The sequence below is a fragment of the Actinokineospora sp. PR83 genome (assembly GCF_021056305.1).
GTDB classification, from domain to species: domain Bacteria; phylum Actinomycetota; class Actinomycetes; order Mycobacteriales; family Pseudonocardiaceae; genus Actinokineospora; species Actinokineospora spheciospongiae.
The window spans coordinates 23,173-39,519 of sequence record NZ_JAJCXD010000001.1 but is presented as its reverse complement, the minus strand read 5'-3'; the positions used below and the strand labels follow the sequence as shown (position 1 = coordinate 39,519).

Below are 16,347 nucleotides of genomic sequence, written 5' to 3'. Positions count from 1 at the left end.
TTCGCCCGCCACCGCGGCTCCCCCGCCAGCCCCGCCACAGCCACCGCCAACACACCGACCGCCTCCGCGTACCGCCCCGCCGCACACCGGATCAACCCCCCGAGGCAGTCGGCCCGCACCACCCCACCCGCCCCCAACCCGGGCCGAGCCGCCGCGATCAACGCCTCAGCCCCCGCGTCATCCCCCAACCGGTGCAGCACCCACGCCAACACCAACCGCGACTCGGCCCGCTCCCGCTCGTCCCCCGCCACCGCGATCGCCGCCCGAGCCGCCCGCCGCGCCACCAGTGGCTCCCCCTCCTCCTGCCGCCGCACCGCCTCCGCGTGCCACTCCGCCCACGTCCCCCGCCCCTCCCGCCCAGACCCCGGATCCCGCACGGTCCCCACCTGCCCTCTTGGCAGGCCTGCTTGCCCGGGTGCCGGATTCCGCGCAGCTTTCACTGCGGCCCCGGACCGCCGGTTGCTCGCGCTCCTCCCCGTCGAGGTCGCCCTTGCGCCCCTGCTTCGCCTTCCCCCGGCCCGTGCAGGCGGCTTGTTCCCGGTGCCCCGCGCCTGCGAGGTGTCGGCGTTCTCGCCGGTGGGCCGAGTGGCCAAGCCGTGGCCCTCCGCCTCTGCACTCCCGCTCCGGCCTGCGCGCTCGGATCGCTCGCCGGTGGGCTGGGCCGAGTCGCGGTTCTCCGCCACCGGAGTCCCGCCCCGGTCTGCCTGCCCGGTCACTGGGCCCCGCCCGGCCTTCGCTGTGGCTCGGTCGCCCACGCTCCCTGCCGCTGGGGCCTTGCTCTGCCCGCCTCTGGGCGCCGGAACCCCGGCTCCCGCTGGTCCTCCACCGGCACCCCGCGTCGGCTGGGCTCCGGCCTGTTCGCAAGCGAACCGCACCGCCGAGCCCTCGTCCGCGGCTGACCGTGCCCCCGGCACCTCGACCCGGCCCCCGGTCACGCGCCCGCTCACCCCAGCCACGACGTCACCAGCGCCACCCCGCAGGCCCGGTGCAGCACGAACCGAACCCGACCCCCGACCACCGGCCCCCCGAAACTCCCCCCGGCGTCCACCGCGTACCGGGCCCCACCCGCAGCCCCCTGCGCCTCCACCCGGGTGACCCCCAGTTCCGGCGCCACCACCCCGGTCACCTCGTCCCCCACCCGGATGGTGATGTCCGGCTCCCGGGCCCACACCCGCGCGGCCCCCCGCACCAGCGGCACCGCGACCTGCGCCAGCTCGACCCGCTCCCACCGCACCCCCAGCAGGCTCCCCGCCATCACCGCCGCCTCCCGGACCCCGGCGGGCACCGGGTCGAGCCCGCCGAGCACCCCGCGCAGCTCGCCGAGCAGCCCGGCCTCGTCGCTGTCCCTCACGCCGCCTCCCCGGGCACCCCGAGCAGCACCAGTCGCCGCCGCAACGCCTCCAGGCAGCGGCCGCGCGTCTTGGACACCGCGCTGCCCGACAGGCCCAGCACCCCGGCAAGCTCCACATAGGTCAGTTCAGGTGCGAAAGCCTGCAACGTCAACAGGTTCCGGCACCGCTCGCGCAGTCCGGCGAACGCCCGCCACAGCAGGTCGTCGCGTTCGCCGCGCAACGCCACCTCCTCCGGGCGCCAGACCTCGTCCCCGTCGACCCACTCGCCCCAGCGGTCCGTCACGGACTCCCGGCTCCGCTCGCCGAGGACCCGCAGCGACTCGCGCCGGGCGGTGGTGGCCAGCCACGCGCCGACCCGGTCGGGTTCGCGCAGCCGTCCGATGTTCTCCGCCAGGCGCACCCAGGTCAGCTGGCTCACGTCCGCCGCGTCGGCCCGTTGCAGGCGGTGGGCCCGCGCCACCGCCCACACCAGGTCCGAGTACCGCCGCACCAGTTCCCGCCAGGCTCCCTGGTCGCCGTCCGCCGCCAGCGCCACCAAGTCCCGCACCCCGCACGCACCTCCGTCCGTTCCAGCCCTCGTCAGCCCGTCCGACGGCGGGGTGCGGCGGGTGGCTCCCGGGGTCACGCGAAGGTGTGACCCCGGGCGTGTCTCGAAAGCCCGTGTTCGCGATAGCCGCGCCGAGGCGGCCCCTGGCGGCACGGGCCGAGGACACCGATACAACCCCGGTATCGGCGCCCTCGTCCCGCACCGCCAGGAACCACCTCGATCACGACTCTCATCGAACGAGACTTCCGAGACACGCCCTAGCGCAGCCTCCCCAGCCGCTCGACGGCTTCGTCCAGCACCTCGTCCCGCTTGCAGAACGCGAACCGCACCAGGTGCTTCCACTCGTCCGGCGAGTCCGTGAACACCTGCAACGGTACCGCCGCCACCCCGGCCCGCTCCGGCAGCGCGTAGCAGAACTCGACCCCGTCGGAGTACCCCAGCGGGCGGATGTCGGCGCACACGAAGTACGTCCCCTCCGCCTGCCGCACCCCGAACCCGGCCGCCGCGAGACCCGCCGAGAGCCGGTTCCGCTTGTCCGCCAACGAATCCCGCATCGACGCCACCCACGCCGACTCGTGGCCGAGCGCGTAGGCCACCGCCGGTTGGAACGGCGCCCCGCCGACGAAGGTCATGAACTGCTTGGCCGCCCGCACCGCCGACACCAGTTCGGCCGGGCCGCACACCCAGCCGATCTTCCAGCCGGTGCAGTTGAAGCTCTTGCCCGCGCTGGAGATGGTCAGCGTCCGCTCCCGCATCCCCGGCAGCGACGCCAGCGGGGTGTGCGTGCGACCGTCGAACAGCAGGTCCTCGTACACCTCGTCGGTGATGGCCAGCAGGTCGTGGTCGCGGCAGACGGCGGCGACGCCCGCCAGTTCCGCCGCGGTGAACACCGAGCCGGTGGGGTTGTGCGGGGTGTTGACCAGGACCGCCTTGGTCCGCGGGGTCACCGCCGCGCGGAGCGCCTCGACCGGCACCCCGAACCGCCCGGACTCCTCCTCGACCAGCGGCACCACCACCCTGGTCGCCCCGGCGAGGGCCACCGAGGCCGCGTACGAGTCGTAGTAGGGCTCGAACAGGATCACCTCGTCGCCCGCCTGCACGAGGGACAGCAGGGCCGCCGCGATGGCCTCGGTGGCGCCCACCGTGACCAGGATCTCCCCGTCCGGGTCGTACGCCGTCCCGTGGCGGGCGCGGCTCTCGGCGATGGCCGCCCGCAGCTCCGGGCGGCCAGGGCCGGGCGGGTACTGGTTGACGCCGGAACCGATCGCTTCCTGGGCCGCGGCCAGCATCGCGGGCGGCCCGTCGGTGTCCGGGAAGCCCTGGCCGAGGTTGACCGCCCCGGTCCGGGCGGCCAGCGCGGTCATCTCCGCGAAGATCGTCGAGGTGAACGGTCGCAGTCGGGGTACCAACGGGTGTGGGGGCACGACCGCGCATCCTCACGGAGAATGGCGGGGTGGAGCAACTGACACCGGTCCCGGGCGAGGCGGAGAAGCGCCGCGCGCTGCGCACGATGAAGCTGGTCGCGCTGTCGTTCCTCGGCGCGGCCACCCTCATCTTCCTGGCCACGGTCCTGTGGCCGGACCCGCCCGCGTGGGTGGGCTACGTGCGGGCGGCGGCCGAGGCGGGCATGGTCGGCGCCCTGGCCGACTGGTTCGCCGTCACCGCGCTGTTCCGCAGGCCGATGGGCCTGCCCATCCCGCACACGGCGATCATCCCGACCAAGAAGGACGTCCTCGGCGACAGCCTCGGCGACTTCGTCGGCTCCAACTTCCTCTCCGAGTCGGTCGTCCGCGACCGCCTCCGCCGGGTGGGCGTCGCCGGTCGCCTGGGCGGTTGGCTGGCCCAGCCGGACAACGCCGAGCGCATCACCTCCGAACTCTCCACGGTCCTGCGCGGCGCCGTCACCGTCCTGCGCGACGAGGACGTCCAGGCCGTCATGGAGCAGGCGGTCGTCACCCGCGTGGTCAACGTCCCCTGGGGACCCCCGCTGGGCAAGCTCCTCCAGCGCGTCTTCGACGACGGCACCCACCACAAGCTGGTCGACCTGATCTGCGACCAGGCCTACGAGTGGGTCAGCCGCAACCACGACCAGGTCATGCGCGTCGTCTCCAACCGCGCCCCCTCCTGGTCGCCCAAGTTCGTCGACGCCCTGGTCGCCGACCGCGTGTACGAGGAGGTCCTGACGTTCGCCTGGAACGTCAAGACCGACGTCAACCACCCCATGCGCGCCGCCGTCGACAAGTTCCTGCACGAGTTCGCGGGCAACCTCCAGACCGACCCCAAGATCATGGAGCGGGCCGAACTGGTCAAGCACCAGGTCCTCGAGCACCCCGCGGTCAAGGACGTCATCGGCCGCGCCTGGACCACGGCCAAGCGCATGCTCCTCGACGCCGCGGAAGACCCCTCCAGCGAACTGCGCACCAGGGTCCGCACCGCCCTCACCACCCTGGGCGACCGCCTGGCCAACGACCCCGACCTCCGCACCAAGGCCGACGGCTGGGTCGAGGGCGCGGCGGCCTACGTGGTCCTCAACTACCGCGACGAGATCACCACCCTGATCACCGACACCGTCCACCGCTGGGACGCGGAGGAGACCTCCCAGAAGATCGAACTCCAGGTCGGCCGCGACCTCCAGTTCATCCGCATCAACGGCACCGTCGTCGGCGCCCTTGCGGGCCTGCTCATCTACACGGTCGCCCAACTCATCTCCTGAGCCCCCGCAAGCCCTTGCTGTTGCCTGTGGGCAACCTCCCGGGTTGTCCACAGGCAAGATCGTCTCCACCCGCTCCGCACCCGTGGCGGGATAGAATGGACCCGGGCTCGGCCCCCTGGGTGTGGCGGGGTATCGGGTGTGGCGGTGCTAGGTGATGACCCCTCGGCTGGCCGAGGAGTACAGTTACTCAGGGAATGGAAACACGGGAATAAATGCAGCCAGTGCGCTGGAGTCGCGGTTGATGTCATACTGGCGCAGCAAAGCGATATAGTGAGCTTTGTCTATATCCCAATCATATCCATGAAGTGTTTCGCCAACTTGCGTGGCGGCAAATACCAGGTCGGCGAGCAGGCGAGTTGTGCGACCATTCCCGTCGGTAAATGGATGGATTCTCACCAACTCGGCGTGGACGGCGATGCCGAGTTCTCGCGGCGTCCAGTCTTGGGTGGTGTTCCAGCGGTACTGGATGCTGTCCAGGCGTTGCGCAGGTCGACTGCGATCTGCTCGGGAGCTACGCCGATGTTCAGTTCGCGTTTGCGGAAGCGTCTGGCCCACGTCCAGGTTTCTCCGTACAGCCGCCCGTGCAGTTCACGCACAAATCCGTCATGCAGAAGATCTTGGAGCGCTAGTTCGCCGACGAGTACCTGGGTCAGCAGTTGCTCGGTGACCTCGTTTTGCAGTTCCTGCTCAAGGTCGAATATCGCGGCCTTGTTGATGGGTGACCCGAGTGCTGTCCGTGCGTCCGCGAGCAGTGCTTGCATCTCGTCATCAGAAACAGGGGTCTCGCCGTAGCCTGGCGTGAACGCGGTCACGCCTGCTGGCGACGCTTGATGAGGAACTGGGTGACGCTTTCCGGGCGGACATAATCAGCGGGGATCATCCGCCGTTCAAGCCGCGCGGAGGCCGCGGTCGAGCGGGCGACGATCCGTTTGACTGTCGACTTGCTCACAACCCTGCGCTTCACGACTCGTATCTCCATCCGCCAGAACGCTCATATACCACGATATTACAACTGGCATGCAAGGGGCTGCGATGGCTCCGGCCACCCGCTCGCAGCAAGCAAGCAGGCAAGCCGCATCACTCTGAGCGGGTGCGTTCCCGCCAGGCCCTGGCTTTCTCCCGGTTCCCGCACACCCGCATCGAGCACCAGGTCCGCGACCGGTTCCGGCTCCGGTCGAAGAACGCCCACCGGCACTCGTCCGCCGGGCAGATCTTCACCCGCTCCCACTCCCCGAGCGCCGCCAGTCGCACCGCCGCCGCCAGCACCGCCCCGGTCACCTCCACCCCCACCAACCGGGGCACCCCGCCCACCACTTCGACCGGCACCGCGAAGCCGTCCAGGGAAGCGGGTTCTCCGGCGGCGGCGGCCCGGAGCCCGTCGCGCACGGCTCGCACCCGCGTCGCGTCGGTGTCCGACAGGCCGCGTGCGGCGAGCCACGACTGCCACCCGTGGGCGTCGTCCAGCAGGTCGGTGTGCTTTTCGAGGTCGACCGTGTTCAGGAAGTCCAGGAGCAGGTCCACGTCGTGCCCCGTGGTCGCCTCGCCAGTGCGCACGACACCACTGTAGGCCGGTGACCGGTTGTCGACGGCTGCCGTAACCCGCATACTCGGTATACCGGTTACCGACTCCAGGAGGTCGACATGTCCGTCCCTACCTTCGGCACCACCGTCCTCGACTGCCCCGACCCGATGGCCCTGGCCGGGTTCTACGCCCGGCTCCTCGACTGGGCGGAACCGGAGCCGGGGCAGCAGCAGGAGGACGGCTGGGTGAACCTGAACGGCCCCGGCGGTCGGCTCTCCTTCCAGCGCGTCCCCGACCACACCCCGCCCACCTGGCCCAAGGGTGAGCGCCCCCAGCAGTTGCACCTCGACCTCTACGTCGACGACCTGGAGGCCGCGCACACCCGGGCGGTCGGGCTCGGTGCCCGGCTCCTCGATGACGCGCCGGAGGACTTCCGCGTGTACGCCGACCCGGCTGGGCACCCGTTCTGCCTGTGCATCTCCTGATCTATTCGCAGTGTGTATACACATCCGGTAGAGTCCTGGGCATGTCAATTGGACACGCCTTGCTAGGGCTGCTGGAGACCGGTCCCCGGCACGGCTACGACCTCAAGCGCGCCTACGACGAGCGCTTCGGGCAAGACCGCCCGCTGGCCTACGGACAGGTCTACTCGACGCTGTCCCGTCTGCTGCGCAACGGACTCGTGGAGGAGAGCGGTGTCGAACCGGGGGGCGGTCCCGACCGCAAGCGCTACGCCATCACCCACGCCGGGGTCACCGACGTCGCGGAGTGGCTCGTGACCCCGGAGAAGCCGCAGATCTACCTGCAGAGCGCGCTCTACACCAAGGTCGTGCTCGCGCTGATGTCCGGGCGCAGCGCCGAGGACGTGCTCGACGCGCAGCGGGTCGCGCACCTCAAGGCGATGCGGGAGCTGACCGCGCGCAAGCAGGAGGGGGACCTGGCCGACCAGCTCATCTGCGACCACGCCCTGTTCCACCTGGAGGCGGACCTGCGCTGGCTGGAGCTGACCGCCGCCCGCCTCGCCGACCTCGGCGCGCAGGTCGCGTCATGAGCGAGGCGCTGCTGGTCGGGGCCGACCTGCGCAAGTCGTTCGGGAAGACGCCCGCGCTCGACGGGGCGGGGATGAGCGTGGCGGCCGGGGAGGTCGTGGCGGTGCTGGGGCCCTCCGGGTCGGGGAAGTCGACGCTGCTGCACTGCCTGGCCGGGATCGTCGCGCCGGAGTCGGGGACGGTCGTGTACGCCGGGCGCGAGGTGTCCGCCATGGGCGACAAGGAGCGCAGCGCGCTGCGGCGCGGTGAGTTCGGGTTCGTGTTCCAGTTCGGGCAGCTGGTGCCGGAGCTGACCTGCCTGGAGAACGTGGCGCTGCCGCTGCGCCTGGGCGGCACCCCGCGCAAGGCGGCGGAGGCGACCGCGCGCGACTGGCTGGGGCGGGTGCGGGTCGACGAGGTGGCCGACAAGCGGCCCGGCGAGGTGTCCGGCGGGCAGGGGCAGCGGGTGGCGGTGGCCAGGGCGCTGGTGACCGAGCCGAAGGTGATCTTCGCCGACGAGCCGACCGGGGCGCTGGACTCGCTCAGCGGCGAGGAGGTCATGCGGCTGCTCGTCGGCACCGCCAGGGAGACCGGGGCGGCCATCGTGCTGGTGACCCACGAGGCCAGGGTCGCCGCGTACTCCGATCGCGAGGTCGTGGTGCGCGACGGGCGCACCAGGGAACCGGAGCCCGCGTGGTGAGGACCTGGTGCAACGACCTGGCCATCGGGGTCCGGCTGGCCGTCGGGGGCGGCCGGACCTCGCTGGCCAGGTTCCTGCTGAGCACCTTCGGCGTGGCCACGGCGGTGGCCGTGCTGCTGCTCGCCGCCTCGGTGCAGCCGACGCTGCAGGCGCGCGACGACCGCACGACCGCCGCGAACCCCGACCCCACCGAGGTCGCCGGGATCACCCCGCTGGCGTTGCGGGACTCCTCCACCGAGTTCCGCGGCCGCAACATCACCGTGCGGTTCGTCCACGCCCCGGACGCCACCTCCCCGGTGCCGCCGGGCATGGACGCGGTGCCCGCCGAAGGCTCGATGTGGGTCTCCCGCGACCTCGCCACCCTGCTCGCCGAGCCGGGTTCGGGGCTGCTGCGCGACCGCTTCCCCCCGCACGTGGCCGGGGTGCTCGGCCAGGAGGGGGTGACCGACCCGCACGACCTGATCGCCTACGTCGGGGCCGGACCGGACCTGGTGGGCAGCTCGCTGGCCACCCCCGTCTACGCGTTCGGCACCCACGAGCGCAGCCGCTACCTCGATCCCACGCTGCTGCTGCTGATCCTGCTCGGGATCGTGGCGCTGCTGGTGCCGGTGTTCATCTTCCTCGCGGCCAGCACCCGCATCGCCGGGGCCGAGCGGGACCGGCGGCTGTCCGCGCTGCGGCTGGTGGGCGCGGGCGACCGGCAGGTGCGGCGGATCGCCGCGGCGGAGTCGCTGGTGAGCGCGGTCGCCGGGCTGGTCGTCGGGGTCGGGCTGTACCAGGTGGGGCGGTCGGTGGCGCCGGGCGTGGTGCTCGCCGGGATCAGCGCGTACCCGTCGGACATCGTGCCGGTGTGGTGGCTGGCCGCGCTGGTGGTGCTCGCGGTGCCGGTGCTGGCCGTGCTGACCGCGCAGTTCGCCCTGCGCCGCACCATCATCGAGCCGCTGGGCGTGGTGCGGTTCAGCAAGCCGGTCAACCGGAAACTGGCCTGGCGGTTCGGGGTGATCGGGCTCGGCGTGGTGCTGCTGCTCTGGCACGGCGGCGGCCGGGCGGGCAGCCCGGTGTGGTCCTACAGCGTCGCCGCCGGGGCCACGCTGCTGCTGGCGGGGGTGCCGATCCTGCTGCCGCTGGTGATCGAGCGGGCGGTGGCGCGGCTGCGCGGCGGACCGACGTCGTGGCAGTTGGCCATCCGCAGGCTCCAGCTCGACTCCGGCACCTCGGCCAGGGTGGTCGGCGGGGTGGCCATCGTGCTCGCCGGGGCGATCGCCGTGCAGTCGGTGCTGACCGCGCAGATGGACCGCTTCGTCGACCCGTCACCGACTGCCTCGGCCGCCGACCCGGAGAGCGCGGGAATGCGGGTCTATCCGCAGGAAGACGTTGTCGGCCGGGCTGTCGAGCTGCTTGACGGGGTGGCTGGCGTGCAGGGGGCGTTCCGCAGCGAGCTGGTGAACTTCCAAACCGGCGAGAACGGGATCATGGGCTTCCCGCTGCTCGACTGCACGGTGCTGACCGAGGTCTACCGGGTGGTCGACTGCGAGGGTGGGCAGGTCTACACCATCGGCAACTTCACCACCTCCGAGGAGTTGGCCGCCGGTCGCACCCTCCAGGTGACGGGCTTGGACCGGGACGGCAACTACCGCTCCCTGGCCACCTGGACCGTCCCGGAGGCCCGTCACGTCACACCGCCCGCAGGGTTGAGCCCGCGGTTCCACGGCGTTGTCATCAGCGCGGGCGGCACCCTGCCGAACCCGATGCCCCTCCCTTTCAAGCGCGCGGTCGAGGTCATGCTCGACCCGACCGACCCGGACGCCCCGGACCGGGTCCGCACGGCCCTGGCCCCGCTGGGGTGGAAGGTGTACGGGAACTACTTCGGCAGCTACGGCCAGTACGGCAACCACTCCTCCGTCGAGGAGCAGTCGTTCCTGACCATCCGCCGCGGCCTGCTCATCGGGGCGGTGTTCGTCCTGCTGGTGGCCGGGATCAGCCTGCTGGTGCTGGCGCTGGAGCACATCCGCGAACGCCGCCGCCCGCTCGCCGTCCTCGCCGCCAGCGGGGTGCCCACCGGAGCACTGGCCAGGTCGCTGCTGTGGCAGATCGCCGTCCCGATCGCACTGGGGGCGCTCATCGCCATCGGCACCGGCATCGCCCTGGCCGCACTGGTCCTGCGGCTGGGCAACGACCCGCTGTACGTCGACTGGCCGAGCGTGGGCCTGATGACCCTCGCCGCCGCCGTCCTCGGCCTGCTGGTCTCGGTGGTCACCCTGCCGTTCCTGCGCGGCGCCACCCGGCTCACCTCGCTGCGCACGGAGTAGGACCGGGTCCCCGGGGAGGGTCCGCCCTCCCCGGGGACGTCACATCAGCAGGTACGCGGCGCTCCCCAGCCGGGCGATGGTGCCGTCGGCGGGCTGCTCGCCGAACAGCGTGGTGGCCGCCCCGCGGCGGTGGAAGCCGGTGAGCACGGCGTGCCGGGTGCCGCTGGAGTTGTTGCGGGTGCCCGAGTGCCACACGTGCGAGTTGAACAGCCAGGCCGTCCCGGCGGGCCCGGACAGCAGCACCTGGTCCGGGTGGTCCTCGTGCCCGCGCGGCGCCACGAACCCCCAGTCCAGGTGCGACCCCGGCACCACCCGCGTCGACCCGTTCTCCGGGGTGAAGTCGGTCAGCGCCACGATCGCCGTGCACACCTGCCACCGCCCCGGCTCCGCCCGCTCCGGCGAATCCCGGTGCAGCGCCTGGCCCCCGTGCTCCGGGGTGCCCGCCCGGTAGTGCATCTCGTCGACCCGGAACTCCGGCCCGAGCAGGTGCCGCACCGCCGCCAGCAACCGCGGCCGCAACCAGAACGCGTCGAACACCGGCCCGGCCTCCAGCAGCCCCCGCAGGTGCAGCGTCCCGCCCTGCCTGCCCGACCCGGCCAGCAGCCGCTCCAACTCCACCATCGCCGCCTCGACCCGCGCCCGGTCGAGGAAGGTGTCGAACCGGCAGAACCCGAGCTCGTCCAGCTCGACCAGTTGCTGCGGGTCGAGCAGGTCCGATCGCACCCCCAACTCGGAGAGAACCTCGTGCACACCTCCGGTGTAGCCCAGCGGGGCCGCCGGTGCCACCCGATTCACCTGATTCACCTGCTATCGGCGCAGGCGGTGCAGGCGCAGGGCGAGTTGGATCTCCAGGGCGCGTGCCGGGTCCTGCCAGTCCTCGCCCAGCAGGGTCGCCACCCGGTCGAGCCGCTGCACGACCGTGTTCACGTGGACGTGCAGCAGGTCCTTGGCCCTGGCCAGGCTGGCGCCGGAGTCGAAGTAGGCGGTGAGGGTGCCCAGCAGGTCCGTGCCGCGGCGCGAGTCGTAGTCGAGGACGGGGCCGAGGACCGAGTCCACGTGGGCGGTCAGGTCGCGGGTGTCGCCCAGCAGGAGGCCGATGAAGCCCAGGTCGGCGGTGGTGGCGCCGTCGCCCGCGCGGTCCAGGGCGAGCAGGGAGCGGGCGCAGCGGGCCGCTTCGGCGTGGGCCGCCGCCAGTTCGGGGATGCCGGTGGCGGGGCCCGCGGCGCCGACGGTGACCGGGGCATCGACGGCGGCGCCCAGGTCGGTGGCGACCCGGGCGGGGTGGACCGGGCCCGGTGCCAGCACCACGACCTGTTCCGCGTGCACCCCGACCAGTCCGCCGTAGCGGCTCGCGGCCGTGGCCAGCCTGCGGCGGGGGACCTCCGAGGCGCAGACCAGGACCATGTGCGGTGCCGACAGGTCCACCCCCAGCCGGGCGCCGCGCGCCGCCAGCCCGGACGGGTTGCGCGTCGGGGCGGTCAGCAGGTCCGACAGGAGTTCGCCGCGGACCTCGTCCTCCGCCGCGGCCACCGAACGCCGCAGCAGCAACAGCAGCGCCGTCACCACCCCGGCCCGTTCGAACAGCCGCCGTTCCGCGTCGCCGAGGTCGGCGCGGCCGGACAGGACCAGGCTGCCCAGCACCTCCGGGCCCGCCTGCACCGCGCACACCCACGCCCGCTCCACCGCTTGGCCCGATGCGTTCGCCGACGCCGCCCGGCCCGACGCGTCCACAGGCACTGCCCGGCCTGTCGCCTTCGTCGACGGCGCCCGGCCCGGCGCCTCCACCTGTACCGCTCGGCCGGAGGCTTCCACCGGGAACGGGCCGCACGGGTCGCCGACTCGGGCCAGTTCCACCCCTGCGGCGTCGAACACCGCGATCCCGCCGCCCAGGACCGAGGCGAGGGCTCCGGCGACCTCGTCGAGGTCGCCGCCGCGCAGGACCAGGTCCATCAGCTTGTCGTGCGCCTCCGCGGCCTGGCGCAGGGCCGAGACGTGGCCGGAGATGGTGGTGTGGGCGGTGTTCAGCTCCGCCAGGGCGGCCCGGGTGGAGTCCAGCAGGCGGGCCGTGTCGATGGCGATGGCGGCGTGGTCGGCCAGGGACGACAGCAGGGCGACCTCGTCGGGGGTGAAGTCGCGGGCGGTGCGGTCGGCCGCGTACAGCACCCCGATCACCCGGCTGCCCAGGGCGAGTGGCACGCCCAGGATCGCCGTCAGGCCCTCGTCGCGCACCGACGAGTCGATCGGGCCGGTGTGGTTGAAGCGGGTGTCGGCGAAGTAGTCGCGGCTGGCGTACGGGCGGGCGGTCTGGGCGACCAGCCCGCCCAGGCCCTCGCCCATGCCGAGCTGGACCTGTTGGAACAGCGCGGACACCGAGCCGTCGGTCACCCGCACGTAGGTCTTGCCCGCGTGTTCGTCGTTCAGCGACAGGTACGACACGTCGACGCCGAGGAGCATCCGGGCCCGGTGGACGATCGAGCGCAGGACCGCGTCGGTGTCGCGCAGGGCGGCGAGGTCGCCCGCGGTGTCGAACAGGGCGGTCAGCTCCGCCTCGCGGCGGCGGTGGGCGGTGACGGTGCGGCGGACCCGCAGCGCCGCGGCGACGGCGCGGTCCACCGCTGCCAGCGCGTCCCCGTCGAGGCCGGACGCGCGGGCCGTGGCCGCGACGCCGGACAGCTCCTCCGGGCTCGCCCCCGCGGCCAGCAGGTCGAGCAGGGTGAGCAGGTCTGTCACGGCGTCGCGGGCCTCCACCCGGGGGATGGTGCCACTCAGCGGGCGGCCAGGGCGGGTTCGTCGTGCAGGGACGTCCCGGCGGTCTCCTTGGCCAGGAACACCGCCACGGTCGTGATCGCGCACATGGCCACCACGTAGATCGACACGGGGATCGTGCTGTCGTACTTCTGGAACAGGGCCACCGCGATCAGCGGCGCCACCGCACCGGCCGCGATCGACGATAGCTGCCCGCCGACCGACAGGCCGGTGTAGCGGACCCGGGTCGGGTACTGCTCGGAGAAGAACGCCGCCTGCGGCCCGTACATCGCCCCGTGCAGGACCAGCCCGACGGTGGCCGCGGCGATGATGACCGGGGTGGACCGGCTGTCCAGCAGGGCGAAGAAGGCGAACGCCCACCCCGCCATGGCGATCGCGCCGAACAGGTACACCGGGCGCCTGCCCAGCCGGTCCGACAGCGCGCCCCACAGCGGGATCGATACGAAGTGCACCGCCGACCCCACCAGCACCGCGGTCAGCCCGAGGCTGCGGGCCAGGCCCAGCCCGGTGGTGACGTAGACCAGGATGAACGCGGTCAGCACGTAGTAGGAGACGTTTTCCGCCATCCGGGCGCCGATGGTGACCAGCACCTGCCGCCAGCTCGTGCGGAACACCTCCACGGCGGGCGCGTGCGCCCGTTCGCCCGCCCGCTCGGCCGCCGCCAGGAACACCGGGGACTCCGCCACGGTCAGCCGGATCCACAGCCCGATGACGACCAGCACCCCGGAGATCAGGAACGGGATGCGCCAGCCCCAGGACTCGAACGCCGCGTCGGTCTGCACCGCGGCCAGCACCGCGAGCACCCCGGTGGCCAGCAGGTTGCCGCCCGGCGCCCCGCACTGCGGCCAGGACGCCCAGAACCCGCGGCGGGCGTCGTCGCCGTGCTCGGAGACGATCAGCACGGCGCCGCCCCACTCGCCGCCGAGGGCGAAGCCCTGCACCAGGCGCAGCAGGATCAGCAGGAGCGGGGCGCCCGCGCCGATCATCGCGTAGGTGGGCAGCAGGCCCATGGCGAAGGTGGCGCCGCCCATCAGCACCAGGCTCACCACCAGCAGCTTCTTGCGGCCGACCTTGTCGCCGTAGTGGCCGAACACCAGTCCGCCGATGGGTCGGGCGAGGAAGCCGATGGCGAAGGTCAGGAAGGAGAGCAGGGTTCCGGTCAGCGGGTCGCTCTCGGGGAAGAACAGCTCGTTGAAGACCAGGGCCGCCGCGGAGGCGTAGAGGAAGAAGTCGTACCACTCGATCGTCGTGCCGACGAGGCTGGCGCCGACGATGCGGACGAAGGACTTCGGCTGCGCTGCCGCCATCGTCATCACCGCTTTCTCACAGGGGGACAGGGAAGCCCCGCGACGTTTCTCGCAGGGAACGGGGGACCAGCCCCACCAGGTCGGGGACGGTGCCGGGTGGGGGCGGGTGGCGGGAGGGAGTGATTCAGTTGGCGGTCCAACCGCCATCCACGGGCAGGGAGGCTCCGGTGAGGTGGGCCGCGTGCGGGCCGCACAGCCAGGTGACCAGGGCGGCGACCTCCGCCGGTTCGACCAGTTGCTTGAGCGGCGCCCGGTCCAGCAGCACCTGCTCGACCACCTCGTCCCGCTCGATGCCGTGCGCCCTGGCCTGGTCGGCGATCTGACCGGTGACCAGCGCCGTGCGCACGTACCCGGGGCTGACGCAGTTGCTGGTCACCCCGTGCGGCGCCCCCTCCACCGCGGTGACCTTCGACAGCCCCTCCAGCGCGTGCTTGGCCGTCACGTAGGCGACCTTGTACGCGCTGGCCCGCAGCCCGTGCACGCTGGACAGGTTCACCACCCGGCCCCAGCCGCGGGCGTACATGTGCGGCAGCGACCGGCGGATCAGCAGGAACGGTGCGGTGACCATGACCTGCTGGAGGTGGGTGAACCGCTCCACCGGGAACTCGTGCAGCGGTGCCACGTGCTGCAACCCGGCGTTGTTGACCAGGACGTCGACCTCGGCGGGCAGCCGGTCGATCGCCGACGGGTCGGACAGGTCCGCGGTGTGCGCCCACCCGCCGACCTCTTCCGCCGCCGCGGCGGCCCCGGCGGCGTCCAGGTCGACCACGTGCACCTTCGCCCCGGCGGCGGCAAGCGCTTGCACGCACGCCAAGCCGATGCCGCTCGCACCGCCGGTGACCAGGGCCGTGCGCCCGGCCAGGGGGTTGTGATCCGGACCACTCGTCATGCGTCCACGGTAGGAGTGGCGGGTGCCGGGAGGCGATGTGCGCCCGCACCACAAGCGGGTGGTCGGCTGTGTTCGTGTCGCACATGCGGACATGCGCATGGTCAAGTGCGTAGGCTGGCCCTGTGATTTGTCCGAAGTGTCAGAACGTGATGCACACGGTCGAGCGGCGGGGCGTGCACATCGAGCAGTGCACCGGTTGCCGGGGGATCTTCCTCGACCACGGGGAGCTGGAGCAGATGGCGGTGGCCGAGCAGCGCCACTACGCCGCCCCGCCGGCTCCGTACCAGCCGGGTGCGCCCGCGGGCCCGTACCCGCCCGCCGGGCCGTACCCGCCCGCTGGGGGCCACTACCCGGCGCAGCCGCACCAGCCGCACTACCGGGATTCGCCTCCCGGGTACCGGGACTCGCCCCCCGGCTACGGGCACGCGGGCTACCGCGACTCGCCCCCCGGTTACGGCCACGGCGGCTACGGGCACAAGAAGCGCCGCAAGAGCTTCCTGGAAGACCTCTTCGACTGAGGCGGGCGTGAACCCGATGATCTGCGCGGCCTGCGGCGAGTGGGCCGACGCACCCCGGGTGGACGGGAGCGGGGACGCCGCGTTCCTCGTGTGTGACCGGTGCGGGCACCGGGAGCCGTTCCGCAGGCTCCCGGTGTTCGCCCTGACCGGGCCCAGCGGCACCGGCAAGTCCACCGTCTGCCGCCGCCTGGGTCCGCTGCTCGGCGACCGCGCCGTGGTGCTGGAGCAGGACGTCCTGTGGGTCGGCGCGCTGCGCGACCCGGAGGACGACTTCGGCGCGTTCCGCCGCACCTGGCTGCGCCTGCTGGCCATGCTCAACCAGTCCGGCCGCCCCGCCGTCCTCTGCGGCACGGTCGCGCCCCCGCAGTTCGAGCGCAGGCCCGAGCGCGCCCTGTTCGGCGACGTGCACTACCTCGCCCTGGTCGCCGACGACGACGTCCTGCGCGCCCGGTTGTCCGCGCGCCCCGCCTGGCGGGAGTGGCAGGACGAGCGGCGCATCGCCGAGATGCTCGCGTTCAACGCCTGGATCAAGGCGAACGCCGACTCGACCGACGCCCCGATGCGCCTGCTGGACACCTCCTCGGCCACGGTCGACGAGACGACCGCCGCCGTGGCGGAGTGGGTGCTCGACCTCCTGTAGGCCTTGTGACCGGACGCACCGCCAGGTGCAAGCGCTGCGCTTGCAGTTGCTAGCAC

At 72.6% G+C, this 16,347-nt stretch carries 18 protein-coding genes and 1 pseudogene; 7 read left to right on the top strand and 12 right to left on the bottom strand.

The window, feature by feature from the left end:
• The 4 genes and pseudogenes from L6E12_RS00240 to L6E12_RS00225 all read right to left on the bottom strand — a co-directional run.
• Positions 1-377, bottom strand: a pseudogene (locus L6E12_RS00240) (hypothetical protein); the annotation flags it as partial.
• A 566-nt stretch (positions 378-943) separates the two neighbouring features.
• Positions 944-1,351, bottom strand: coding sequence for a hypothetical protein (locus tag L6E12_RS00235; RefSeq protein ID WP_236225808.1), 408 nt, complete (start codon positions 1,349-1,351; stop codon positions 944-946).
• Positions 1,348-1,899 (bottom strand): RNA polymerase sigma factor, encoded by a 552-nt coding sequence (locus tag L6E12_RS00230; protein WP_236225799.1) that lies wholly within the window; start codon positions 1,897-1,899, stop codon positions 1,348-1,350. Before L6E12_RS00230 ends, L6E12_RS00235 begins: the two co-directional genes overlap by 4 nt.
• Before the next feature lie 257 nt (positions 1,900-2,156).
• Positions 2,157-3,323: a pyridoxal phosphate-dependent aminotransferase gene (locus L6E12_RS00225; protein WP_308073870.1), complete on the bottom strand. Its 1,167-nt coding sequence runs from the start codon at positions 3,321-3,323 to the stop codon at positions 2,157-2,159.
• 29 nt (positions 3,324-3,352) lie between these two features.
• On the opposite strand from L6E12_RS00225, the gene L6E12_RS00220 reads away from it, so the two are divergent.
• Positions 3,353-4,612, top strand: a complete 1,260-nt coding sequence (locus tag L6E12_RS00220; RefSeq protein WP_374201813.1) for a DUF445 domain-containing protein — start codon at positions 3,353-3,355, stop codon at positions 4,610-4,612.
• A gap of 183 nt (positions 4,613-4,795) precedes the next feature.
• On the opposite strand, the gene L6E12_RS00215 is transcribed toward L6E12_RS00220, so the two are convergent.
• The 4 genes from L6E12_RS00215 to L6E12_RS00200 all read right to left on the bottom strand — a co-directional run bounded on the left by L6E12_RS00215 (position 4,796) and on the right by L6E12_RS00200 (position 6,166).
• Positions 4,796-5,080, bottom strand: a complete 285-nt coding sequence (locus L6E12_RS00215) for a Fic family protein (protein ID WP_236225804.1) — start codon at positions 5,078-5,080, stop codon at positions 4,796-4,798.
• Positions 5,005-5,424 (bottom strand): hypothetical protein, encoded by a 420-nt coding sequence (locus L6E12_RS00210; protein WP_236225807.1) that lies wholly within the window; start codon positions 5,422-5,424, stop codon positions 5,005-5,007. The genes L6E12_RS00215 and L6E12_RS00210 overlap by 76 nt, the downstream gene beginning before the upstream one ends.
• Positions 5,421-5,576 (bottom strand): hypothetical protein, encoded by a 156-nt coding sequence (locus tag L6E12_RS00205; RefSeq protein ID WP_236225798.1) that lies wholly within the window; start codon positions 5,574-5,576, stop codon positions 5,421-5,423. The genes L6E12_RS00210 and L6E12_RS00205 overlap by 4 nt, the downstream gene beginning before the upstream one ends.
• A 113-nt stretch (positions 5,577-5,689) precedes the next feature.
• Complete coding sequence (locus tag L6E12_RS00200) at positions 5,690-6,166, bottom strand: CGNR zinc finger domain-containing protein (protein ID WP_236225797.1); 477 nt, start codon at positions 6,164-6,166, stop codon at positions 5,690-5,692.
• A gap of 87 nt (positions 6,167-6,253) precedes the next feature.
• Here L6E12_RS00200 and L6E12_RS00195 point away from each other — a divergent pair, with 87 nt between their 5' ends.
• Genes L6E12_RS00195 through L6E12_RS00180 form a run of 4 tightly spaced genes read left to right on the top strand, consistent with a single transcriptional unit; the run spans position 6,254 to position 10,171 of the window.
• A complete protein-coding gene (locus L6E12_RS00195) occupies positions 6,254-6,619 on the top strand; it encodes a VOC family protein (RefSeq protein ID WP_236225796.1) in 366 nt (121 codons plus the stop codon).
• 41 nt (positions 6,620-6,660) lie between these two features.
• Positions 6,661-7,185 (top strand): PadR family transcriptional regulator, encoded by a 525-nt coding sequence (locus L6E12_RS00190; protein WP_236225795.1) that lies wholly within the window; start codon positions 6,661-6,663, stop codon positions 7,183-7,185.
• Positions 7,182-7,862: an ABC transporter ATP-binding protein gene (locus tag L6E12_RS00185; protein WP_236225794.1), complete on the top strand. Its 681-nt coding sequence runs from the start codon at positions 7,182-7,184 to the stop codon at positions 7,860-7,862. Before L6E12_RS00190 ends, L6E12_RS00185 begins: the two co-directional genes overlap by 4 nt.
• A complete protein-coding gene (locus tag L6E12_RS00180) occupies positions 7,856-10,171 on the top strand; it encodes an FtsX-like permease family protein (protein ID WP_236225793.1) in 2,316 nt (771 codons plus the stop codon). The genes L6E12_RS00185 and L6E12_RS00180 overlap by 7 nt, the downstream gene beginning before the upstream one ends.
• 39 nt (positions 10,172-10,210) lie before the next feature.
• Here L6E12_RS00180 and L6E12_RS00175 read toward each other — a convergent pair whose 3' ends face one another.
• The 4 genes from L6E12_RS00175 to L6E12_RS00160 form a co-directional block, all read right to left on the bottom strand.
• Complete coding sequence (locus tag L6E12_RS00175) at positions 10,211-10,921, bottom strand: phytanoyl-CoA dioxygenase family protein (protein ID WP_236225792.1); 711 nt, start codon at positions 10,919-10,921, stop codon at positions 10,211-10,213.
• Between the two features lie 57 nt (positions 10,922-10,978).
• Entirely contained in the window at positions 10,979-12,919 is a 1,941-nt protein-coding gene (locus tag L6E12_RS00170; protein WP_236225791.1) for a GAF domain-containing protein, read from the bottom strand.
• A gap of 17 nt (positions 12,920-12,936) precedes the next feature.
• Positions 12,937-14,244 (bottom strand): MFS transporter, encoded by a 1,308-nt coding sequence (locus L6E12_RS00165; RefSeq protein WP_236225803.1) that lies wholly within the window; start codon positions 14,242-14,244, stop codon positions 12,937-12,939.
• A gap of 124 nt (positions 14,245-14,368) precedes the next feature.
• Positions 14,369-15,133: a 3-hydroxybutyrate dehydrogenase gene (locus tag L6E12_RS00160; RefSeq protein ID WP_236225790.1), complete on the bottom strand. Its 765-nt coding sequence runs from the start codon at positions 15,131-15,133 to the stop codon at positions 14,369-14,371.
• A 122-nt stretch (positions 15,134-15,255) separates the two neighbouring features.
• On the opposite strand from L6E12_RS00160, the gene L6E12_RS00155 reads away from it, so the two are divergent.
• Complete coding sequence (locus L6E12_RS00155; RefSeq protein WP_308073863.1) at positions 15,256-15,651, top strand: zf-TFIIB domain-containing protein; 396 nt, start codon at positions 15,256-15,258, stop codon at positions 15,649-15,651.
• A 16-nt stretch (positions 15,652-15,667) separates the two neighbouring features.
• Positions 15,668-16,291 (top strand): AAA family ATPase, encoded by a 624-nt coding sequence (locus tag L6E12_RS00150; protein ID WP_236225802.1) that lies wholly within the window; start codon positions 15,668-15,670, stop codon positions 16,289-16,291.
• The last annotated feature ends 56 nt before the right edge of the window (positions 16,292-16,347 follow it).